The sequence below is a fragment of the Subtercola vilae genome, from assembly GCF_004923255.1.
Classification (GTDB): Bacteria; Actinomycetota; Actinomycetes; order Actinomycetales; family Microbacteriaceae; genus Subtercola; species Subtercola vilae.
The window spans coordinates 22396-42791 of record NZ_QYRT01000013.1 but is presented as its reverse complement, the minus strand read 5'-3'; the positions used below and the strand labels follow the sequence as shown (position 1 = coordinate 42791).

General features: G+C 66.9%; 20 protein-coding genes and 1 pseudogene. 5 read left to right on the top strand and 16 right to left on the bottom strand.

Going from position 1 to position 20396, the window contains the following annotated elements:
- Nucleotides 1–57 precede the first annotated feature (57 nt).
- Nucleotides 58–1032: a phosphatase PAP2 family protein gene (locus D4765_RS08805; protein ID WP_136641922.1), complete on the top strand. Its 975-nt coding sequence runs from the start codon at nucleotides 58–60 to the stop codon at nucleotides 1030–1032.
- A 9-nt stretch (nucleotides 1033–1041) separates the two neighbouring features.
- On the opposite strand, the gene D4765_RS08800 is transcribed toward D4765_RS08805, so the two are convergent.
- The 3 genes from D4765_RS08800 to D4765_RS08790 form a co-directional block, all read right to left on the bottom strand.
- A complete protein-coding gene (locus tag D4765_RS08800) occupies nucleotides 1042–1452 on the bottom strand; it encodes a PPOX class F420-dependent oxidoreductase (protein ID WP_136641921.1) in 411 nt (136 codons plus the stop codon).
- Between the two features lie 57 nt (nucleotides 1453–1509).
- Nucleotides 1510–1914: an antibiotic biosynthesis monooxygenase family protein gene (locus D4765_RS08795; RefSeq protein WP_136641920.1), complete on the bottom strand. Its 405-nt coding sequence runs from the start codon at nucleotides 1912–1914 to the stop codon at nucleotides 1510–1512.
- A gap of 74 nt (nucleotides 1915–1988) precedes the next feature.
- A complete protein-coding gene (locus D4765_RS08790) occupies nucleotides 1989–2540 on the bottom strand; it encodes a CGNR zinc finger domain-containing protein (RefSeq protein ID WP_136641919.1) in 552 nt (183 codons plus the stop codon).
- A gap of 113 nt (nucleotides 2541–2653) precedes the next feature.
- Between D4765_RS08790 and D4765_RS08785 the strand changes: the two genes are divergently transcribed.
- Nucleotides 2654–3694, top strand: coding sequence for an EamA family transporter (locus D4765_RS08785; protein WP_136641918.1), 1041 nt, complete (start codon nucleotides 2654–2656; stop codon nucleotides 3692–3694).
- A gap of 20 nt (nucleotides 3695–3714) precedes the next feature.
- Here D4765_RS08785 and D4765_RS20130 read toward each other — a convergent pair.
- Nucleotides 3715–3783: pseudogene (locus tag D4765_RS20130) on the bottom strand (hypothetical protein); the annotation flags it as partial.
- A gap of 256 nt (nucleotides 3784–4039) precedes the next feature.
- Between D4765_RS20130 and D4765_RS08775 the strand changes: the two are divergent.
- Nucleotides 4040–4720: an SOS response-associated peptidase family protein gene (locus D4765_RS08775; RefSeq protein ID WP_136641916.1), complete on the top strand. Its 681-nt coding sequence runs from the start codon at nucleotides 4040–4042 to the stop codon at nucleotides 4718–4720.
- Nucleotides 4721–4735: 15 nt separating this feature from the next.
- Here D4765_RS08775 and D4765_RS08770 read toward each other — a convergent pair whose 3' ends face one another.
- The 7 genes from D4765_RS08770 to D4765_RS08735 all read right to left on the bottom strand — a co-directional run bounded on the left by D4765_RS08770 (nucleotide 4736) and on the right by D4765_RS08735 (nucleotide 12196).
- Nucleotides 4736–6283, bottom strand: a complete 1548-nt coding sequence (locus tag D4765_RS08770) for a M81 family metallopeptidase (protein ID WP_136641915.1) — start codon at nucleotides 6281–6283, stop codon at nucleotides 4736–4738.
- A 1-nt stretch (nucleotide 6284) separates the two neighbouring features.
- On the bottom strand, nucleotides 6285–7064 hold the full coding sequence (gene nagB / locus D4765_RS08765) for a glucosamine-6-phosphate deaminase (protein WP_136641914.1): 780 nt from the start codon (nucleotides 7062–7064) through the stop codon (nucleotides 6285–6287).
- A gap of 4 nt (nucleotides 7065–7068) precedes the next feature.
- The gene (locus D4765_RS08760; protein ID WP_237280326.1) at nucleotides 7069–8775 is read right to left on the bottom strand and encodes a copper homeostasis protein CutC; all 1707 of its coding nucleotides are present in this window, start codon (nucleotides 8773–8775) and stop codon (nucleotides 7069–7071) included.
- 45 nt (nucleotides 8776–8820) lie between these two features.
- Nucleotides 8821–9705 carry an amino acid ABC transporter permease gene (locus tag D4765_RS08750; protein ID WP_136641913.1) on the bottom strand — a complete coding sequence of 295 codons (885 nt, stop codon included), beginning with the start codon at nucleotides 9703–9705 and terminating at the stop codon, nucleotides 8821–8823.
- Complete coding sequence (locus tag D4765_RS08745) at nucleotides 9702–10346, bottom strand: amino acid ABC transporter permease (RefSeq protein ID WP_136641912.1); 645 nt, start codon at nucleotides 10344–10346, stop codon at nucleotides 9702–9704. Before D4765_RS08745 ends, D4765_RS08750 begins: the two co-directional genes overlap by 4 nt.
- Before the next feature lie 77 nt (nucleotides 10347–10423).
- Nucleotides 10424–11377 carry a glutamate ABC transporter substrate-binding protein gene (locus tag D4765_RS08740; protein ID WP_136641911.1) on the bottom strand — a complete coding sequence of 318 codons (954 nt, stop codon included), beginning with the start codon at nucleotides 11375–11377 and terminating at the stop codon, nucleotides 10424–10426.
- Between the two features lie 90 nt (nucleotides 11378–11467).
- The gene (locus tag D4765_RS08735) at nucleotides 11468–12196 is read right to left on the bottom strand and encodes an amino acid ABC transporter ATP-binding protein (RefSeq protein ID WP_136641975.1); all 729 of its coding nucleotides are present in this window, start codon (nucleotides 12194–12196) and stop codon (nucleotides 11468–11470) included.
- Nucleotides 12197–12409: 213 nt separating this feature from the next.
- Between D4765_RS08735 and D4765_RS08730 the strand changes: the two genes are divergently transcribed.
- On the top strand, nucleotides 12410–13582 hold the full coding sequence (locus D4765_RS08730) for an ROK family transcriptional regulator (RefSeq protein ID WP_136641910.1): 1173 nt from the start codon (nucleotides 12410–12412) through the stop codon (nucleotides 13580–13582).
- 8 nt (nucleotides 13583–13590) lie between these two features.
- Here D4765_RS08730 and D4765_RS08725 read toward each other — a convergent pair whose 3' ends face one another.
- The 3 genes from D4765_RS08725 to D4765_RS08715 form a co-directional block, all read right to left on the bottom strand.
- Nucleotides 13591–14235 (bottom strand): hypothetical protein, encoded by a 645-nt coding sequence (locus tag D4765_RS08725; RefSeq protein WP_136641909.1) that lies wholly within the window; start codon nucleotides 14233–14235, stop codon nucleotides 13591–13593.
- A gap of 106 nt (nucleotides 14236–14341) precedes the next feature.
- Nucleotides 14342–14905 carry an SOS response-associated peptidase family protein gene (locus D4765_RS08720; RefSeq protein ID WP_136641908.1) on the bottom strand — a complete coding sequence of 188 codons (564 nt, stop codon included), beginning with the start codon at nucleotides 14903–14905 and terminating at the stop codon, nucleotides 14342–14344.
- 41 nt (nucleotides 14906–14946) lie between these two features.
- Nucleotides 14947–15276: a hypothetical protein gene (locus D4765_RS08715; protein ID WP_136641907.1), complete on the bottom strand. Its 330-nt coding sequence runs from the start codon at nucleotides 15274–15276 to the stop codon at nucleotides 14947–14949.
- A gap of 184 nt (nucleotides 15277–15460) precedes the next feature.
- On the opposite strand from D4765_RS08715, the gene D4765_RS08710 reads away from it, so the two are divergent.
- A complete protein-coding gene (locus D4765_RS08710) occupies nucleotides 15461–17941 on the top strand; it encodes an HAD-IC family P-type ATPase (RefSeq protein ID WP_136641906.1) in 2481 nt (826 codons plus the stop codon).
- Here the strand turns inward: D4765_RS08710 and D4765_RS08705 are convergent.
- On the bottom strand, nucleotides 17923–18378 hold the full coding sequence (locus D4765_RS08705) for a hypothetical protein (protein WP_237280325.1): 456 nt from the start codon (nucleotides 18376–18378) through the stop codon (nucleotides 17923–17925). The two genes, D4765_RS08710 and D4765_RS08705, sit on opposite strands and share 19 nt — an antisense overlap.
- A complete protein-coding gene (locus D4765_RS08700) occupies nucleotides 18375–20387 on the bottom strand; it encodes an ABC1 kinase family protein (RefSeq protein WP_136641905.1) in 2013 nt (670 codons plus the stop codon). Before D4765_RS08700 ends, D4765_RS08705 begins: the two co-directional genes overlap by 4 nt.
- Between the last annotated feature and the right edge of the window lie 9 nt (nucleotides 20388–20396).

The window sequence follows — 20396 nt, the reverse complement described above, 5'->3', positions numbered from 1 at the left end:
AGGAGGCACCGAGCGTTCATTCGGCCCGCTCCCCGGTTCACTGCATAGCGTGTAAGCATGTCGGCTACCACTGTCTCCGCGACCACTGTCTCCGCCAGTACTGCTCTTGCCACCACTGCGGCCGCCGGCCGCGCTCCCGTCACCGACCCACCCTCCCGCACCTTTGATGCTGCCCGCAGCTCCCACATCGCCGCCGCCTCGACGACAGCGATGCGGCTGTTCATACCACTGGCCTCGACAACCGTTCTACTGTGCGTGTACCTGCTCGCGGTGCTCACCCGTACCGGCCAGAGCTTCGAAGACAAAGCGCTCGCGGCCGCCGGTCTCGTACAGAACGCCACGGTGCTGCTCGAGCTCGTGTCGATTCCGGGCCTGGCCGTCGCCGCCGCTTTCATCACGGGAATCGCGCTGTTTCGAAGGCGGCGAGGCCGGGCAGTTGCAGCCGTGCTCGTCATCGCCGTGTCGAACGCGCTCACGCAGATACTGAAATACGTCGTATTCGATCGCCCGATGTTTCAGTCACCGTCTGGAGACAATACATTCCCGAGCGGGCATATGACAGCGTACGTATCCGTCTGCATCGCCCTGCTGCTGGTGCTTCCCGCTGCGCTTCGAGCTCTAGCCAGCATCGCCGGGGCCGTCATCAGTTCCATCGTTGTCGTGCAGCTGCTCGCCTTCGGCTGGCATCGGCTGAGCGATGTTGTGGGGGCCGTTGCCCTCGTGCTGGCGGTCTCCACCTTCGTTCGACTCCCACTTGGCGCCGACCGCCGAAGCGCGCGCGGCAGCGGCGGGGGCCGTTCAGGCTCAGGCCGTTCTGCCAGTGCCACGTTGAGGCGCGTGAGCATACGGGTGCTGATGGCTGGCTTCGTCGCGGCGCTGGCCGCGGCGGCCGCGAGCTTCGTAGCGGCGTTCGTCGTCGACACCGGATCGGCGGGGCTCACCCTGCTGGGCACCGAATGCGTGGCCGTTGCAGCGACGGTTGGGGCATTCATGGTGCACGAGTGGCTGCCCGATCGAGCGACTGCGATGTAGCTGGTCGCCTCAAACGCCGCCCGTGATGCGCACGATCAGGCGCGGCTTCTGCTGTCGGGCGACCAGCCGTTCGATGAAGTTCACAATCGAAAACTCAAAGCCGTACTTCCCTCGGAAGTTCGCACGCAGCCGTGCGGTCTCTGAGTCGGGAAGGATCTCGGCCACACCGTCGACCACCGGGGCGCCGGCCTTGGCCGTTCCGCGCCGCCCGCACGCCTGTAGCTGCACCCGGCCGCTGTTGCGGAGCCGCTTGACCTTGCCGCTCTCGCTGGGGGTGATAACGAGGAGTGCGTCGCCGTCGCGGGCCACCCACACCGGTGTCGACACCGGCACGCCGGTCTTCCGGAACGTGGTGAGCAAAACAAACGACTCGTCACCGAGGGCGGCGAACCGAGTGTTGTCGGCGGACTGATCGGTCATGGGTGGCCTCCGGTGGCGTCAACTCGACTTTAGCGCCAGCGCAGCGCTGCGCTGCGGTCAGCTGGCGGCGGAGAGGTCGACGACCTCGAACTCGAGGAGCTCTGCACCGGTCGCGACGGGCTTGGCGCTGCCGCCGTGGCCGGGGGTCGACCCGCCCTCGTGCGCGGGCGCAGCGTGAGGCGCGCTGCCGGCAGCAGTGGCAGCGCCATGGCCTGCAGGGGCCGTCGCACCGCTGCCGTGAGTCGCCATCGACTGGCTCGAGAGCCAGGCCTGAAAGTTCTCTTCGGTGTCCCACGTGGTCACGACGAAGTAGCGCGATTCGCCTTTCACCGGGCGAAGCAATTGGAAGCCCTCGAAGCCGGCGAACCCGTCGACGGCGCGGGCGCGGGCCGCGAAGCGCTTCTCGAGCTCGGCACCGGCCTGTGCGGGAACACTGATGGCATTGATCTTGACGACAGACATGGGTTCTCTTTTTCTCTTCGACTGACTCTCGAGGGCCATGCTATCTATGACCGCTGGAGGTGCGCCGCGTGGCGTTAGTCGAGAAGCGCGCGTTCGCGAAAAGCGATCATGTTCATTCGGTTTCCGCACCGGATGCTGCAGAACCGTTTCGACCCGTTGCGGGAGAGATCTACGAGAATACCTTCGCAGTCATCCGCCGCGCAGGCTCGCAACCGACCGTTCTCATCGGTGCGGATCACGTCGACCAGAGCCAGCGAGACCTCGACCCGAATGCGCTCTGCCAAGGGCGCAGCCGGGTCGGTGGCGTGCAGGTGCCAGTCGGAGTCGTCGTGGCGAACCAGGTGCGGCAAAGCCCCCGCGTCAGAGAGCATTGCATTGACCTCGGTGACGGCGAGGTCTCGCTCGAGCATCCAGACGCTCCTGAGCCGGCCTCGGGTCTGTCGAACATTGGCCAGTTCGAGCTCGTCGTGATCGATGCGCCCCGAGTACTGGAAGCGGCTGAGCAGCAGCGAGAGCTGCGCCACGTTCGACAGCTCGTCGGTGCCGGTTCGCGTAGCTCCGGCGACCGTATTGGCCAGCGCCACGGTGAACGCCAGAGTGTCTTCGGTGTCAGGGGCAAAATGCAAATTGACTCCTTACTCCTCGTGAGACTACCGTCGATCTCGAAGGGCCCGCAAGAGCGGCCCGCACCGCTCTGCAACAAACCGGAGCCACACCCCGAGAATGGTCAGGAGTGCCCGTGAAGAACCCGTCGACGTCGACCGGTCTGGTCATCGCTGTGATCGCCGCCGCCACCTTCGGCACGTCTGGCGCGCTGGTGAAGCCGCTACTCGAGGCGGGCTGGAGCCCGGCTGCTGCCGTCACCATTCGTGCTCTCGTCGGCGGCGTGGTACTCATGCCGGTGGCGGCATACTCGCTTCGCGGTCGGTGGTCGGCGCTCTGGCGCGCCCGGTGGCGTGTACTCGCCATGGCGGCCGTCGGTGTGGCCGGAACACAGTTGGCCTACTTCGGTGCCATTCAGCGCATTCCGGTGGGTACGGGCATTCTGATCGAATACATGGCACCGCTCCTCTTGGTGGCGAGTGTGTGGGCGATCTCCCGCCGCCGACCGAAACCGGCAGTGCTCATCGGGTCTGCCGTGGCGCTGATCGGCCTGGTGCTGGTGGTGTCGCCCACCGGCGCGGGCGGGGTGGATGCCCTGGGAATCATCCTCGCCCTCATCGCCATGGTCGGCTGCGCTCTCTACTACGTGGTCGCCGCCCGCCCGAGTGACGGGCTGCCCGCGGTCGCCTTCGCGGGGTTCGGGCTGCTGCTCGGCGGCATGCTTCTGGGCGCGGTAGGCCTCACCGGGCTGGTGCCCTTCACCCTGACATTCACCGACGTGAGCATGTTCGGCGCCCAGAGCCCGTGGTGGTTGCCCCTCGTCGTGGTGGGTGTGGTGAGCACCGCCGTGGCGTATGCCGCGAGTATTTCGGCGAGCGAGATTCTCGGTTCGCGACTGGCCTCATTCGTGGGGCTGCTCGAAGTCGTGGCAGCGACCTTCTACGCGTGGCTGCTGCTCGGCGAACAGCTCACGCCGGCGCAATTGGCCGGCGGAGTGCTCATTCTGCTGGGCATTGGCTTTGTTCGTTCAGATCGGCCCGCTGCGTCATCACGCAGACTGGCCAGGAAGTCGATGACGATGATGCGCGCATCCGGGCCCGCCACCGGATACCCGACGTCAGGGCCGGTGAGAATGACATCGGCGAGCAGTGCGTCGCGCTCAGGCCAGTGCTGGTAGATCGTCTGGCGGGTCACGCCGCTGCGGCTCGCAAGAGAGGTGTAGGTCAGCCCCGCTGGGCCAAGCTCGTCGAGCAGCTCGTGCGCCACCTCGAGAACACGTGTCTTTGTGCGTTCGACCCGCGGATTCACGCGTTTTTCGACCACTTAGACCTCTCTCACGCACTCGTCATACGGCGTGTATGATGTGATCGATTTCCCACGTATGCACCAGTGCTGAGCGATAGCGCGACAGCTTTCATAGAAACGAATGGCCATTATGCCCGATTCTGCAGCCGCAGCCGCAGTTATCCCCTCGTGTTTCAGACGCTGACCCCGCCACCACGGGTATCACGGAAGAAATAGCGTGCGCACCGCATTCGCACTCGCCCACACCGCCGCAGAGATCAGCGAGTTCTACGGCGCCGCGACCAGCCGTACTTCTGGGTGGGGGCCGTCGTATCATTTCGCCGCCAACAGAAAAATCGTCGTTGTTCGGCAGCGCCTCGAGCACGGGCTTCGAACGCTCACTCTCGAGACGGCGAGCTGGGGGCTTTCGCCCGCGTGGAATACCGGCGAGCTGAAGCCGGTGTATGCCATCGGCGTCGACCGCGTGGGCAACAACGGGCTGTTCGCGGCCGCGCTCGCCCGCCAGCGCTGTCTCGTGCCGCTGAACGGTTTCTACGCGTGGCAGCGCTCGGGCGCAGTCGCCGAACCGCGCTACGTTCACGGAACCGAACCGATTCTCTCGGCAATGGGCGTCTTCACGACCCGCGTCGTGAATGGGCGCGCCATTCTGACGGTGGCACTGCTCACGGGCGAACGCCCGGGGGCGCAGTCGCGCGAGTGGCCCTCTGTTCTCACCCCCGCCGATGCCCGGCTCTGGTTGAACGGAGCCGTCGATACCGCGGTCGACCTGCCCTTGGCCGAGTTTCAGGCCCGCTCGGCTGCATTGGCCGAAGGGCTGCTGAGCTACCGCATCGGCGACGGAATCAATGCCGTCGTTCCGCGCGACAGTGCCCGTCTGGTGCGACTGCTCGGCAGCTGAGAGCAGCAGGGCGGCTCACTCTGCCTCACCGATGAGCCGCGCGCCGAGATCAGGCTCGGGCATGTCGGCATCGAACGGGTAGATGGGCCGCTCGACCCGGCGGTGACCGAGTCGTGCGATGTCTTGGTCGACGCCGCCCGGGGTGAGGGCGAGCACCCACCCCTCTGACAAATCGAACAGCTGCGGTTCGAGATAGCCGATCTTGACGATGACGATGGCACTCGAACGCGGGTCGAGGTTCAGCTCGGTGAAGTCACGTTCGAGGTGATATGGCTTGCGCAGCCCGGTCAGTATGACGAACACGCTGCCGGTTCGAATGACCACCTCGGTGACCGCATTCGGGTCGCCGTGCCGGATGCTGTGCACAACCCCCTCGAAGGTGACCGGCCCCGCGTGGCGGCGGTCGACCTCGGCTCCCGCAGAGACGGTGACCGTAGCGCCCACCCCTGCCCGCACGGCCTCAGCTACGGCATCGGGGGCCGGAAGGGAGGCGTAGATGACACTCGGTGCGTCAGCCGACCTGAATTCAGGCCGTGCGAGCAATTCCCGCAGCCCCCACGACACGTCGCCGGCGCCGCCCGCGGTGGGGTTGTCACCGGAATCGCTGATCAAGAACGGGCGACGATCGCTCGCGAGCGCCGTGTCGAGCGCCCCTGCGAACGTGTCGGTGGCTGCGACGAATTCGAAGTCGGCCCTGGCCTTCCAGAAGGCGGCGGCCAGGCGTTCCGCTCCAGCCGCCACGGCTGCGGCATCTCTGCCGGTGACGACCACCGCCGCCCGGTTGCGCGGCTCGTCGGCCCAGGCATAGCCCACCCACACGGCCGCATCGAGCACACCGTCGGTCGCTTCGACCTCTGGCACCAGGGCGTAGACACTCTTCGCCGGGTCGAGGCGCGTCGAAGTCTTCTCCCCCGGCAGCAACAGCGGCAGGGGAACCCACGCCTTGAACGGCTTCGGGCCACCCGACCCGAGCTGCCGAACGAGATTGCCGACCGCTCGCTCGCGCGTCTCTTCGGTGTCGACATGGGGGGCGGTGCGGTCGCAGGTGATCAGGTCTACGAGCTCAACGAGCCGCCGCGACACATTGCCATGCAGATCCATCGAGGCAGAGACCACCGCGGCGGGGCCGATCACCGCGCGAATGCGCTCGAGCAGAACGGCTTCGGGGTCATCGAGGCCTTCGACGCTCATCGCCCCGTGAATGTCGAAGTAGAGGCCGTCGAGCGAAGGCATGACCGAGAGACGTTCGACGATCTCGCCGGCGAGCTCATCGAACGCAGCCGCGGTGACCATGCCGCCGGGCAGAGCCCTGCCGGTGAGGGCCGGAAGCCAGTTGGCGGCCCGGCGAAGGGGGGTGCCTGGCGCGAGGAAGGGGTACTCCTCGAGCACCTCGGCACCCCGCCGCGGCCGGAAGGCGGCGGCATCGGTTCGCGCCGGCGAGAACGTGCTCGACTCGATGGCGAGGCCCGCTATTGCGACGTTCGGCAGCGCGGCGCTCGGCAACGCAGGGCTCGGCAACGCAGGGCTCGGCAACGCAGGGCTCGGCAGGTTCGCACTCGACATGTCAGATACCCTGCCAGGCGGGCTTGTTCGCGAAGACGTATTCGTAGAACGCGGTGTCGACGAGCTGGCTCGCGGCGGCGCGATCGACGATCACCGTGCAGTGCGGATGCAGATGGATGGCCGTGGCCGGCACCCGCGCACTCATCGGCCCCTCGACCGCCCGCGCCACGGCCTCTGCCTTGGATTCGCCGAACGCCAGCAGCACCAGATGGCGCGCCTCGAGGATAGTGCCGAGGCCCTGGGTCAGCGCGTGCCGGGGCACCTCGTCGACCGAGGCGAAGAATCGGGCGTTGTCGCTGCGGGTCTGCGGCGTGAGCGTTTTGACCCGGGTGCGCGAGGCGAACGACGAGCCGGGTTCGTTGAAACCGATGTGTCCGTCGGTGCCGATACCGAGCAGCTGCAGGTCTATGCCGCCGGCAGCCCGGATGGCCGCGTCGTACTCGAGCGCAGCCTGTTCGAGATCGTCGGCCTGGCCGTTGGGCACCTGCACCAGCCCGCGCGTGAGGCCGAGGGGTACCGTCACCTGGGCGTCGATGATGCTGTGGTAGCTCTCGGGGTGGTCGCGGGCGATTCCCACGTACTCATCGAGCGCAAAGGCACGCACCTGTGACACGTCGCGCCCGGCCAACCGCTCCCGAAGGTCGGAGTAGACCGGCAGCGGCGTCGAACCGGTCGCGACCCCGAGAACCGCGTCGGGTCGGCGGTCGACGAGTAGCGCAATCGCCGCTCCGGCCACCGCGCCCGCGTCAGCGGGGGTGTCGACGATGATGATTTCAGCCATGGGATCAGTTCTTTCGAGAGGCAGCGGGCAGGGCGGGAACGAGCGACTCTGTGGGGTGGCCGAGCAGGTTGTCGAGCATCCACTCGGCGGGCGTGTCAGGTCGCCCAGCGGCGCGGAAGGCCAGTACTGAGGCGCCGATACGACTACCAGAGGTGCCGAGAACCGAGGTCTCGACGGGCGGTGCCGAGCGCCAGGCCAGCGCGGCGGCGAGCTGCTCGCGAACGGGGTCGAGCAAAGCGGCGCCGGCACGCGACACTCCGCCGGTGAGCACGATGACGGCAGGGTCTAGAAGAAGGGTCACTGTCTTCAGACCCAGTGCGAGCGCCTCGACGCCGTCGCCCCACACCCGTCGGGCAACCGCATCGGTGCCCTGCCGCTCGACGATCTCAGCCGCGGTGAGGCTGTCGAGCCCGCCGAGCGCTTGGTACCGCCGCGCGAGCCCCGCACCCGACATGTAGACCTCGAGGCAGCCGCGCTGCCCGCAAGTGCAGTCTTCGCCGTGCGGCAGCGCCGGAATGTGACCGAGTTCACCGGCAGACGTCAGGTGCCCCACCACGGGAAGGTCGGTACTGAGAATGGCAGCAGCAACCCCGGTACCGATGGCGACGAGCACCGAGTTCGAGACCCCGGCTGAGGCACCGAAGAGCGCCTCGGCAAGCCCTGCCGAGCGCACATCGTGGCCGATGGCCACGGGAATACCGAGGTCGGCGCTGAGCACAGGGCCGAGCGCTACATTGGTCCACTCCAGCGTCGAGGCGTACCGCACAGTGCCGGTGGCCGGGTCGATGATGCCGGGCGTCACGACGCCGGCGCCGATGACGTTCCAGCCCGCCTCCGAAGCGTGCTGCTTGAGCCTCAGCAGCAGCGTACGCACGAGCTCGAGAGACTCGTCGCCCGACGCACCCGCATCCAGCGTCTCTGCCAACACGACGCGGCCGAGCGAGTCGACCACGGCGCCCTTGAGGTTGGTGCCGCCGATATCGAGCGCGAGCACCGCCTCGATGTCGGGCGCTGCGTCAGGACCCACTGCCGCGATCAGTTGCTCGACGAGGGCGCGGTCGGTCTCGAGCGTTCCGTCGCCGCGGGCAGAGGGCACTTGGGCCCGCAGGTGCACCTCGCCTGCACCGGTGGCAGCGACGAGCGCCCGAACGTTGTGCGGTCGAACGCCGCCACCCACGAGCATCCGGGGGCCTGACGCCGAACGTTCGATCAGCAGTTTGAGGGCGGCAGCACCCTTCTCGGCGGTCGGCGCGCCCCCTGAGCTCAGGATGGCCGTCACCCCCAGCCCCGCCAACACGTCGGAGCTCGCGGCCAGGTCGCCCGTCTCGTCGAACGCCTTGTGAAAGGTGACGGGCAGCTCGCCGGCCGCCGCGATCAGCTGCCGCATCGCGGCGACGTCGACCCGGTGACCGGTCGTCAGCGCGCCGAGCACGACACCGATACGGCCCGGAATAGTTTCGGAGACCGCCCTGATCTGCTCGAGATCGAGACACATCACGGCCAGCTCGGCCGCCGAATACACGAAGTCGCCGCCCCGCGGGCGCACCATGACCTGAATACCGATGGTCGATGTTTCGCGAGCCACTGCTCGCAGCAACCCGAGGCTGGGCGTGGTGCCGCCCTCGACGAGGTCGGCGCAGAGCTCCACGCGCTGGGCGCCGGCGCGTTCAGCCACGAGGGCACCGGCGAGGTCGTCGATGCAGATTTCCACGACGGTCGGTCGCGGTGCATCGGTGGGGGTAGTGATGTGGTGCTCCTAGCGGATCGACGAGTCGGTGACGGGGACGCCGACCACAGGCGCACTGGTACTCGGTTCTGCGAGGCTGCGCTTGCCCGGTCGGCGACGCAGTTGCGACGCCAGGGTCGACAGCGCGCCGTTGAAAACCAGGTAGATGACCGTCACGACAACGAAGGTGGGAATCAGAAAGTGGTTGTATGCCGCGAGCACCTGCCCGCGGTAGAGCAGTTCGGTGAACGCCACGATATAGCCGAGCGAGGTGTCTTTGACGAGGCTCACGAGCTGGGTGACGAGCGAGGGCGTCACGAACCGCAGGGCCTGCGGCAGAACGACGAGTCGCATGGCTTGCCCGCGAGAGAGGCCGAGGCTGGCCGCCGCCTCTGACTGGCCGGCGGGAAGCCCGAGGATGCCCGCCCGAATGATCTCGGCGAACGCCGCCGCATTCGCCACCGTGAGCGGGATCACCAGCTTCCACAGCAGCGGGAAGTTCAGACCCAGCTGCGGCAGCCCGAACAGCATCAGATAGATCAGCAGCAGCACGGGAATCGTGCGGGCGATCTCGATGTAGGCGGTGCTGACCCAGTGGATGACCGGGTTGCGACTCAGCCGGCCGAGTGCCAGAACCAGCCCGAAGGCCCCGCCCAGCACCGCCACGAGGGCGGCGGCCTGAATGGTGCCCCACAGCCCCACGAAGAGGTACTGCCAGATTCCGGCGCTCAGAAACGGCGTCCAGCGCTCGGCGTCGAGTTGGCCGTGCGAACCGAACTGCACCGCAGCGGCCACGATCAGGGCGATGACCACAATGACGGCGACAACCGACCACAGCCGGATCGCACGTTGTGCGCGAGGCCCGGGTTCGTCGTACAGCGAGACCGCAGGCTGGTGCGAAGAAGATGCACTCATCGTTTGATCGCCACTCTCTTTTCGATTCTGCCGGCGCTCAGCCCGATGATCAGCGCGAGCGCCATGTAGACGAGGCCCGCGACGCTGAAGATGAGAATGGGCTGAGCCTGAACGAGGTTGAGTTTGTTCGCCTCTGAGGTGAGCTCGACCACACCAATGGCCGCGGCGAGAGCCGTATTCATCGTGAGGGCGATCATCACGTTGCCGATCGGCTGCACCGCCGCGCGGAGCGCCTGCGGCACCACCACGAGCCGCAGCGTCTGCACGAGGGTGAACCCGAGCGCCCGGCTCGCCTCGATCTGGCCCGTGCCCACGGTGTTCACACCACTGCGGATCGCCTCGGCGACATAGGCCGCTTCGTAGAGGGCCAGAACGATGATGGCCGTCGGCGTGAGCGGCAGCAGCAGCCCGGCGTCGGGCAGAGCGAAGACGGCGAGGATGAGAAGAACCAGCAGGGGAACGTTCACGAAGAACTGCACGTAGACGAACGCGATGCCGCGCAGCACCGGAATGGGGCTGATGCGCGCGGCCGTCACGATCGTTCCGAGCACGATCGCTGCGACACCGGCGATCACCGCCATCATGATGGTGGTGCCGAGTGCCGACAGCAGCGGGCCGGCGCTGTCTGCGAAGATGTTCATCGCGTTCCTCTGCTGGTCGATCTCATCGTGGGTCAGGCCCGGGCTCTCGCCCTGCCTTCGGAATCAGGTGGTGCTGATCAGGAACCGGGAACCGACCCGATGGCGGGCGGGGTGGGCGTCGACGACGTCACGGCTGAGCCGAGCGTGGCGTTCCACACCTTCGCCCAGTCACCGCTGGCTTCGATTTTGGTCAACCACGCGTTGATGAACGACTTGAACTGCGTGTCGTTGTTCTTCAGACCGATGCCGTACGACTCGGTCGTGAACGGCTGGCCCACGACCTTGATGGCCTTGTTCGAGGCAGCATCGCTGGCGAGCAGCGTGAAGTCTTGAACGTAGGCGTCACCACGGCCCTGGGTGAGAGCCAGCACGGCCTCGGGGTCGGTGGCGAAGCTGACGACCTTGGCGGTCGGCTGCTGCTCGGGAACAGCGGTCACGGCGGGCGTGTTCGCACCGACGATGACCGTCTTGCCACCGAGATCACTGACGCTCTGGATGCTCGTGTTGTCGCTCTTCACCGCGACGGCCAGCCCCGACTGCAGGTACGGGCCCGCGAAGTCGACCTGCGCGTCACGCTCGGTGGTGATCGTGTAGGTGTTGAAGACCACGTCGACGGTACCGTTCTGCAGCAGCGCCTCGCGCGTCTCAGAGGCGGGCGGAATGATCTCGACGCTCGGTGTGCCCAGAATGTAGATGGCCAGCAGCTTGGCGAGGTCGGCATCAAAACCCTCGACATTGTCGGGGTTCGAGGGGTCTTGCTGCGAGAGCAGCGGTGCATCGAGCGCTTCGGCGACGATCAGTTTGCCGCGCGCCTTGATCTTCGCCATTGTCGAATCGGGAATCAGGTCTGCAGCCGAGGCCACGGCCGCGTTCGAGTACACCGACGACAGTGCGTTCGAAGCGCTCGACGTCGGGTTGGAGGTGGGCACAGCTGAGCTGTCTGACGAGCACGCGCTGAAGGCCAGGGCGGCGGTGACGGTGATGGCGAGCAGGGGGATGCCTCGCGTGAGGGTTTTTCGTGTGCTGGGCACGGGTGGAACCTTTCTTTCGTTTCGCGTTTCGTTTTTCGGTGCAGGGTGAAGCTGTTGTGGGGCCTGGGGTCAGGGGCCTGGGTTCAGGAGTCAGTGCGGCAGGATTTTTGACAGGAAGGCCTGGGCGCGGGGGCTCGACGCCCGGTCGAAGAAGTCGGCGGGGGTGTTCTGCTCGACGATGCGACCGTCATCCATGAAGATGACCCGGTCGGCTGCGCGGCGGGCGAAACCCATTTCGTGGGTGACCACCACCATGGTCATCCCCTCACTCGCCAGCGACGTCATGACGTCGAGCACTTCGCTCACCATCTCGGGGTCGAGGGCGCTCGTGGGCTCATCGAAGAGCATCACCTTCGGCTTCATGGCGAGCGCGCGGGCAATGGCGGCGCGCTGCTGCTGGCCGCCCGAGAGTTGGGCCGGAAACTGGTCGGACTTGTCGGCGATACCCACCCGCTCGAGCAGCTGAAGACCCTCGGCCTGGGCCTCTTTGCGGGGCTGGCCCAGAACCTTGATGGGCGCCAGCGTCACGTTGTCGAGAATGGTGCGATGCGCGAAGAGGTTGAACGATTGGAACACCATTCCCACCTCGGCGCGGAGCCGGGCGAGGGCCTTGCCCTCGGAGGGCAGCTCGACACCGTCGACCGAGATGCTGCCGGAGGTGATGGTCTCGAGCCTGTTGATGCATCGGCAGAGTGTCGACTTGCCAGAGCCAGAGGGCCCGACAACCACGACGACCTCGCGCGGTGCGATGGTGAGGTCGATGTCTTTCAGAACGTGGTGATCGCCGAAGTGCTTCTGCACGGCGGTCATCTGAACCATCGCCGGTGCCGTACTGGTCGGTGCGTGAGCCACAGGTGCCGCCTTCGAATCATGATGCGGCCTGGCCGCATCGCCACTGTCATCGTGATCTACCCACCCACGGTCATCCATGAGCATGTTGCTGGTAAATCAAACTAACAATCTATTGTTGCACGCATATTTCGAGTTTCTTTGTTTGATTATGGAGTAAGCTCGGGCAAATGGATGGATCGAATGGCTTCTAGAGTGCCCCCCTCGTTCACCCGGTTCTCGGCCCAGAACCTGGCGATCCTCGGCCCGCTTCGTGCGGGCCTTGCCGACTCGAAGGCCGACTTGGCGAAGATCACGGGCCTGTCGCCGTCGACGGTAACGGCCCGGGTCGACGAACTGATCGGTCTCGGCCACGTTATAGAGGTGGGTGACGGCGTCTCCCGAGGCGGCCGCCGACCCCGCCGATTGGCGCTTCGCCACGACGGCGGCATCGTGGGGTGCATCGACCTCGGAATCGACCGAACCTCCATCGGGCTCGTCGACCTCTCGGGGCAACTCGTGGCGCGCATCGACATCGAACTCGACGTCGCCGCCGGGCCGCACCCCGTGCTGCAGCGCGTCTGGGCCGAATTCGAGACAATGCTGGCCGAGAGCACCGCCTACTCGCAGCTCTTATTGAGAGGGCTGTCGGTGGGTGTGCCGGGGCCGGTCTCGGCCGAGACGGGCCGAGTGATCGCTCCGTCGCGCATGCCCGGCTGGAACGGCATCGACGTGGCCCAGATTCTGGGAGCACTCGCGGGGGTACCGGTTCTGGTCAACAACGACGCGAATCTGATGGCCCTCGGCGAGTATGCCGCGAGCGATCGCAGAGAACCCGACCAGGTTTTTGTCAAAGCAGGCTCGGGCATCGGTTGCGGCATCATCGCCCGCGGTGAGCTGTTCACCGGCAGTCGCGGGGCGGCTGGCGACATCAGTCATGTCTCGGTGCCCGGCGCGCCGCCCGTTGCCTGCTCGTGCGGTCGCACGGGCTGTCTCGACGCCCTGGCCAGCGGCAACGCGCTGGTTCGCGAACTGCAGGCGGCAGGGCGCGAGGTGGCGACCGTCGAAGACATGATCGCCCTTGCTCGCGACGCCGACCCGGTGGCCACCCGCCTTCTACGGGAGGCCGGCAGTATGACGGGCGGCGTGCTCGCTACCATCGTCAACTTCTTCAACCCAGACCGTCTGGTGCTCGGCGGCGTGCTCAGCCAGTCGGAGGTCTTCGTCACCGGCGTGCGTGCGATGCTCTACGCCGAGTGCCTGCCCCTGGCCACCGACAGGCTCACCATCGCCACGGCAACCCGCCCCGACGACTGCGGCCTGCTGGGTGCGGGCACCGTCTTTCTTGACCGCATGTTCTCGCTTCAGGGCATCTGAGCCCCGCTTCAGAACGCGCCGGGTACGGGCCCGATCAGGTCGCTGAATTTCACCTGAAAGTCGTTGAAGCTGGTGCTGTCCACCTGACCGGCGCCGATACTCCCGTTGTCGAGCGTCTCGCATCCCGTGTCGTGGTAATACAGGTCGGTGTCGGCGCCGTCGGGGTAGTGAAAGACGATCAGGGCAAATGTTCCGCCCGCATCCATCGGGCACCCCGCAACACCGAACTGCGGCGCGAGCGACAGCGTCAGGATGCTCGTGGCGAGCGCCACCGCATCGGTCTCCTGCACGTGTACACCCTGCATCAGGGTCACGACGCCCGCAGGCCCCTCGGTCGAACCGGCCGCATCGACTGCACTGGCTGTATCGGCCGTATCGACACCATTCGTCGTCGCCTCGTAGGTGCACAACAGCGCAGCGGTGGGCCGTGCATCTTCGCGCAGTAACAACCGCGTCAGCGGTTTGCCATTGCTCACATCTCGCACGGCGCCGGGCAGAACCGGGCAGTCATCGACCGAGATGTGCAGCGCGGGTGCGGCCGGTTTGAACCAGGTTCCCGCGCATCCAGAGAGCGTCGCGGCTGTAACCACCGCGAGGATGGCGGCGCCGACGGCAACACGCCCTCGGCTGCGTCGCCTGGTTCGGCACCTCATGCACACAGTCTAGAGGCCCCCCACACGGGGCTCACTGCTCAGGCGGGAGCGACCCTCAGCGGAGAGCGTCAGCGACGGCGAGTGTGGCGGCGGACTCCGCGCCCCCTCAGTGTGACACCGCGGCGCGCAGGCCGGCCAGCGCGCCCGCGGTGCTCGCGTGCGGGTCGAGCCAGGCCGCACGGCCGGCCGTATCGAGCAGCGCCGGCAGCCCGTGCCGCTCCCCCGTTCCGGCGGCGGCCTCAGCGGTGAGCAGTGCGACGCTCACCCGCTCATGCCCGTCGACGAGACGAATGCTCGCCAGCGCGGCCGCGGCCACGACGGGAGCCGAGCCGAGGGCGTCAGGCAGAGCCCCGGGCACGGCAGGCGCGCTCATCGGAATGAGACAGCGCCCGTGCCGCAGGGCATCCCGAAACAGGCCGTTCGTCTCGACCCGACGAATGCCCACCTGCGACAGCGGTTCGAGTTCGCCGTCGTGCCACGCGGGCACAAAGCCCCATGACGCAGTGATGACCTCGCGAGCACCGGCGTCACCGAACGAGCGCACGATCAGTATCTTGCGTTTCGGCTGGAACCACGAAGAGGGCCGCCACCCCATGCCGCGGGAGCGTGCGGCGCCGAAGAGAGCGGCCACCGTCTCGGCAGAGGGGGTCAGGGCGAACGAAGTGAGCATGATGGCGTGGCGTGGCTGTCGTCGTGTGGTGGTTGTCGTCGTTACGCGCTCGTGCCGACCCACGAGAGATCAGAGGTCTTCTCTGAGCCCACTTGGTAGCTGCCGAGAATCTTCACGCTCGTGTCCCAGCTGAGTACAGTGCCGTCGTCGACGGTACCGGCACCGAGCAGAACCGAGAGCGCGAAGGTCTGCGAGCTGCCCGCGGCGATGGCGAGACCGAGGCTGAACGTGATGGTCTTGGCCGGGTATGTGCCCACCGGAGCGGCATAGGCCGCGCCACTGATTGCGGCGATCTGGCGGCGAGTGAGGCCTTGGCGAACAGTGCCCTCGGCCGTCTCGTCGACGGGCTCGGCTGTCTGGAACTTCTTCATCACGCATTTCCTAGTCTTTTCGGGGGTCGTACGCGGCCCACACACGGGCCTCCACCTGTTAAGACCATCAACGCAGCAAAACGTGACGCGGTACGCGGGGTGAGTTTGCGAAGGGCGGCTCGTGAATCGACACCAGCAGGCGATTCAGTAGCGCGGCCCCGCCCCCTCAGCCCAGAATGGAGCCATGACGCCGACCCCCGTTCACACGACCGCGAGTGGGTCGACCTCAGGCCGGTCGACCTCAGGCGGGTTGACCTCGGGCGGGTTGACCTCAGGCGGGTTGACCTCGAGCGAGGTGGCCACGCGCGTCGCCGAGAATCGCACCAACGCGTATGTGCAGGGGTCGAGCCGCAGTGTGTGGAGCATCCTGCGCGCCAACGTGCTCACCCTGTTCAACGCCATTGTTGCGGCATGTTTTCTGGTGCTCATCGTGGTGGGTCGCTGGCAAGACGCGCTGTTCGGCTTCAGCGCGGTGGTCAATGCCGTGATCGGCACGGTGCAGGAGTACCGGGCGAAGCGGGCGCTCGACCGTCTGGCCGTGCTGAACGCTCCGAGCGCCCGGGTGCTGCGTGACGGTGTCGAGGTCGAGATAGCCATCGGTGAGGTGGTGATGGATGATCTGCTCGTGCTGCGCGCCGGCGACCAGGTCTCTGCCGACGGCCGTGTGCTCGATGCCCGCGGGCTGCAGCTCGACGAATCGATGCTGACCGGCGAGAGTGACGCCGTAGAGAAAGTGGCCGGAGCCGAAGTGCTCTCAGGTTCTATCGTGGTGGGCGGCGAGGGCCGCGCCACCGTCATCCGGGTGGGAGCCGACTCGTATGCGAACACGATCGCGAACGAGGCGAAGAAGTTCTCTCTCGTCACCTCTGAGCTTCGGTCGTCGATCAACCGCGTTCTGAAGTGGATCTCCTGGGTGATCGGCCCGCTCGCCGTGATCGTGCTGAACTCGCAGATGATCGCGCAGGGTGGGTGGGGCGAAGCCATTTCCAGCGGCCGATGGAAAGACGCGGTGGTCGCGACGATCGCGTCGGTCGTGGCAGCCGTGCCGCTGGGCCTTGTTCTGATCACGAGCATCACGTTCGCGGTGGGGGCCGTGAAGCTGTCGCGCCAGCAGGTGTTGGTGCAGGAGCTGCCCGCCGTCGAGGGCCTGGCCCGCGTCGACATCATCTGCCTCGACAAGACCGGCACCCTCACACAGGGTGACATCGTCTTCGACGGGGCTCACCCGCTCGGCGAACGAGCCGGCTGGCGCGAGGTGCTGGGCTGGTACGGGGTTCAGAACGACGCAAATGCCACGGCTCGCAGCCTGGCAACGGAGTTCACGGTGGCGCCTGACGCGACCCCCACGGGCACGGTGCCGTTCTCGTCGGCACGCAAGTGGAGCGCCGTCATCTTCGATGAGAGCATGTGGATACTGGGCGGCCCCGAGATGGTCTTTCCCGCTGACCACCCGGCCCTCCCTGATCACTCAGCCCTCACCCACCGGGCAGCCGAGCTCGCCGCCACCGGCCGGCGCACCCTCGTGCTCGCGCACGGCACACCCACCGACGACGAGACCGTACCCGGCGACGCAGTGCCTGTTGCACTGCTCACGTTCCGCGAGAACATCCGGCCCGACGCGCGTGAGACGCTCGACTTCTTCGCGGAGCAGGGCGTTGCCGTGCGGGTCATCTCGGGCGACAACCCGCAGACCGTGGCGGCGATCGCCCGCGATGTGGGCCTCGATGTGCCGCACGGTTTCGACGCCCGCGAACTGCCCGACGACCAGGATGCCCTGATCAGGGTGCTGCAACAGAACATCGTCTTCGGCCGGGTCACCCCCGAGCAGAAGAAGCGTATCGTCATTGCACTGAAAGCGGCCGGACACACCGTGGCCATGACCGGCGACGGCGTGAACGACGCACTCGCCATCAAAGAGGCCGACATCGGCATCGCCATGAATTCGGGCGCGGCGGCGACCAAGGCGGTGGCTCGCCTGATTCTGCTCGACAGCAAGTTCTCGCACCTGCCGCACGTGGTCGCCGAAGGCCGGCAGGTCATCGCGAACATCGAGCGGGTGTCGATGCTCTTTCTCACCAAGACCGCCTATGCGGCGTTTCTGGCGCTGGTGTTCGGCGTACTGCTGCTGCCCTTCCCGTTTCTGCCGCGGCAGCTCTCGATCACCGACGGGCTGACCATCGGCATTCCGGCGTTCTTCTTCGCGCTGCTGCCGAACAAGAAACGCTACGTGCCCGGCTTTCTGCGTCGCTCGCTGACGTTCGCCATTCCGGCCGGGGCCGTGGTGACGGTGGGGCTCGCCGTGTTCGCGCGGGTCGCGGCGAACCTGGCGATTCCCGAAGCCGAGATTCGCACGGGATCGACCCTCATTCTCACCATCGTCGGACTCTGGATTCTGGTGGTGCTCTCACGGCCCATCGGCCCGATCAAGGCGGCCGTGATCGGCGCCATGATGATCGGGCTGGTGTTGGTCTACGCGATTCCGCTCGTCAGCGACTTCTTACAACTCGTCGACCCGACGCTGCCGACGGCGGCGCTCGTGCTCGTCATCTCGGCGGCCAGCATCGGGCTCATCGAGGTGGTGCGCTTCGTGCACCGCAGGCTGACGGCCCGCGACGAACTGCGTGCCCTGCAGAGCCTCGACGCGGTTCAGGCGTCGACGAAGTAGCGGCCACCCCGCCCGAGCCAGAGCGGGGCGATCACCACCGCACACGCGACGGCCTGCGTGACAACGCCGGAGAACCCGTCGCCGGGCTCGGCGATCGCGAACACCACGGTGAGCAGCAGCCCGGCCAGCAGCAGACCGCTGACACCCCAGCGGGCAAACCTGCTGCCGCGGGAGACTCCCGACGCAAGCGCAATACTCAGGAGGCCGAACAGCACGGTGGCGGCCCCGACGAGTGTGACGATGAGCCGGGTGGTGGTGCCGGCCGCCACGACTTCTGGCAGGTACCGGGCGAAGATCGCCGCCAGCCCCAGGCCGATGTCGACGAACCCTGCCACGTAGATCAGCACCACGACCAGAGTCACGATACCGGGCCGGCGCGGCGGGCCCGTGGCCCCGGTCGGGCGGCCCGTCGCGGGGCCGGGCAGCTGCCTTGTCATCTGCCGCCCACCCGCCGAACGAGGGCGTTGCGCACAACCCGCATGACACCGAGGAATCCGAACAGCCCGATGACCGCGCCGAGCAGGTCGAACAGGTGCAGGTTCGGGGCCAGCAACGGGCCAGAACCCACCACGACCAGCACGATCGACACGACAATGGCGGCCACCGAGACGAAGGTGCCCACGATCTCGCCGACGATCGCGTTGACGAAGAGCCGGTCATCCGGAGCCGAGAAGTGCCTCACCTTCACGCCCAACGTGCCACTCTCGAGCTGCGACACCAGTGAGTTGAGGCGGCGAGGCAGGGTGCGCGCGTAGGCTGCGGTGTTCGACGCCTGCGCCTGCGCCGTGGCGGCAATGCGTTTCACGCTCAGCATGCGCAGAAGAAGCGTTGGCACGCGGTCGAGTGCGCTGCCCATCATGTCGAAGTCGGGCACCAGCACGCGCAGGCAGCCCTCGAGGGTGGCGAAGCTCCGAAACGCCGAGGCCAGCGTGGCGGGCAGCGCGATGTGGTGCTGGCGAATCACGTCGAGCATCAGGGTGAAGATCGACCCGCCGCCGCCCGCGCGGTGTCGCACGATGGTCAGCACGATGCCGATGTCGTGGCGAAACGAGTCGATGTCGGCATCCGGTGGCACATCGACGATCAGCAGCAGGGCGTCGGTCGCCGCGATGTCGTCTTCGTTCGACGCGGCGAGCAGCAGCGTGGCGAGGCGCTCGCGCTGGCTGCGCTCGATGATGCCGATCGCGCCGAAGTCGATGAGCCCGAGCGTGTCGTTCTCGCGCAGAATCACGTTGCCGGGGTGCAGGTCGGCGTGAAAGACCCCGTAGACCAGAATCTGTTCGAGCACGGTGTTCATCAGCCCCACCGCGAGCGTGTGGCGAAGCTCGGGCGTCATGAGAGCGAGGCGATCGGATGCCCGGCTGAGCGGCACGCCGTCGACCAGGTCCATCGTGATCATGCGCCCGCTGCTCGCCTCGGGGTACACCGTCGGAACGGTGATGGTGACGCCCGGCGTGCCGTGGTGCTCGGCTATGCGCATCAGAGTCGAGCGGATCATCTCGGTGTTGTTGTACTCGATCGTGTAGTCGAGTTCGTCGAGCAGAGTGGTAGTGAACCCGCGGGCCACCGACTCGGCGCGCAGCTCCCGGCCCTGACTGGTCTGCTCCTCGGCCCGGCGGGCGAGTCGCAGAATGATGTCGACGTCGGCCTCCACCTGGTGGCGGGCGGTGGGCCGCTGCACCTTGATCACGACGCTCGTGCCGTCGAGCAGGGTCGCCGTGTGAACCTGTGCCACCGAGGCGGCGGCGAGCGGCTCTTCGTCGACGTGCAGGAACAACTCAGCGATCGGCCGGCCCAGTTCTGCCTCGACCGCCGCGCGGATCGCGGGCCAGGGCAGCGTGGTTGCGCTCGACTGCAACGATGCGAGCGCGCTCAGGTAAGGCTCGGGCACGAGGTCGCGCCGGGTCGAGAGCACCTGGCCGATCTTGACGAAGGTCACGCCAGAGGCATTGATCGTGGCGATCACAGCGTTTGCCCGCTGCTGGGCTGTCGACAGTTCAGAGCTTCGTCGCGACCGCCCCGAGAACACGAAACCGGCGCCGTGGCGCGAGGCGATCTCGAGTATCTGCAGGTAACGCTGGGTGCGACGGCGCTGGGCAAGCGCACCGCGAACCACGTCGATGGGGTTCACCAGAGGTCGGGTGGGGAGCAGAACCTCAAGGCCGGCCAGAACGGCCACCCCGAGGGCGAAGATCCAGGCCACGCTGACGACGATGACGACGATGCCGATCAGCGACGAACTCTCGAACGTGTGGTCGGTGTTCGAGACTGTACCGGTCTGCTCACCCACCCACAGTGCGAATGGCGAACCGCAGACGAACACGAGCAGGCCGACGATGATGCTGCGCGGCCAACCCACCGGGCCGCCGAGAACGCGGCGACTGACCAGGCCGACGAGCACGGCAGAGACGACGCCGACGATCACGAGCACGACGTTTGCGAGCATGCGCGTTCT

Bases quoted from the DNA above. Each gene is read 5' to 3' on its own strand.
- D4765_RS08725 (WP_136641909.1), bottom strand. From the start codon at position 14,235: ATGAGGTGCCGAACCAGGCGACGCAGCCGAGGGCGTGTTGCCGTCGGC.
- D4765_RS08795 (WP_136641920.1), bottom strand. From the start codon at position 1,914: ATGTCTGTCGTCAAGATCAATGCCATCAGTGTTCCCGCACAGGCCGGT.
- D4765_RS08700 (WP_136641905.1), bottom strand. From the start codon at position 20,387: ATGCTCGCAAACGTCGTGCTCGTGATCGTCGGCGTCGTCTCTGCCGTG.
- D4765_RS08715 (WP_136641907.1), bottom strand. From the start codon at position 15,276: ATGAAGAAGTTCCAGACAGCCGAGCCCGTCGACGAGACGGCCGAGGGC.
- D4765_RS08710 (WP_136641906.1), top strand. From the start codon at position 15,461: ATGACGCCGACCCCCGTTCACACGACCGCGAGTGGGTCGACCTCAGGC.
- D4765_RS08800 (WP_136641921.1), bottom strand. From the start codon at position 1,452: ATGACCGATCAGTCCGCCGACAACACTCGGTTCGCCGCCCTCGGTGAC.
- D4765_RS08745 (WP_136641912.1), bottom strand. From the start codon at position 10,346: ATGAACATCTTCGCAGACAGCGCCGGCCCGCTGCTGTCGGCACTCGGC.
- D4765_RS08730 (WP_136641910.1), top strand. From the start codon at position 12,410: ATGGCTTCTAGAGTGCCCCCCTCGTTCACCCGGTTCTCGGCCCAGAAC.
- D4765_RS08705 (WP_237280325.1), bottom strand. From the start codon at position 18,378: ATGACAAGGCAGCTGCCCGGCCCCGCGACGGGCCGCCCGACCGGGGCC.
- D4765_RS08770 (WP_136641915.1), bottom strand. From the start codon at position 6,283: ATGTCGAGTGCGAACCTGCCGAGCCCTGCGTTGCCGAGCCCTGCGTTG.
- D4765_RS08735 (WP_136641975.1), bottom strand. From the start codon at position 12,196: ATGGTTCAGATGACCGCCGTGCAGAAGCACTTCGGCGATCACCACGTT.
- D4765_RS08805 (WP_136641922.1), top strand. From the start codon at position 58: ATGTCGGCTACCACTGTCTCCGCGACCACTGTCTCCGCCAGTACTGCT.
- nagB (WP_136641914.1), bottom strand. From the start codon at position 7,064: ATGGCTGAAATCATCATCGTCGACACCCCCGCTGACGCGGGCGCGGTG.
- D4765_RS08720 (WP_136641908.1), bottom strand. From the start codon at position 14,905: ATGCTCACTTCGTTCGCCCTGACCCCCTCTGCCGAGACGGTGGCCGCT.
- D4765_RS08750 (WP_136641913.1), bottom strand. From the start codon at position 9,705: ATGAGTGCATCTTCTTCGCACCAGCCTGCGGTCTCGCTGTACGACGAA.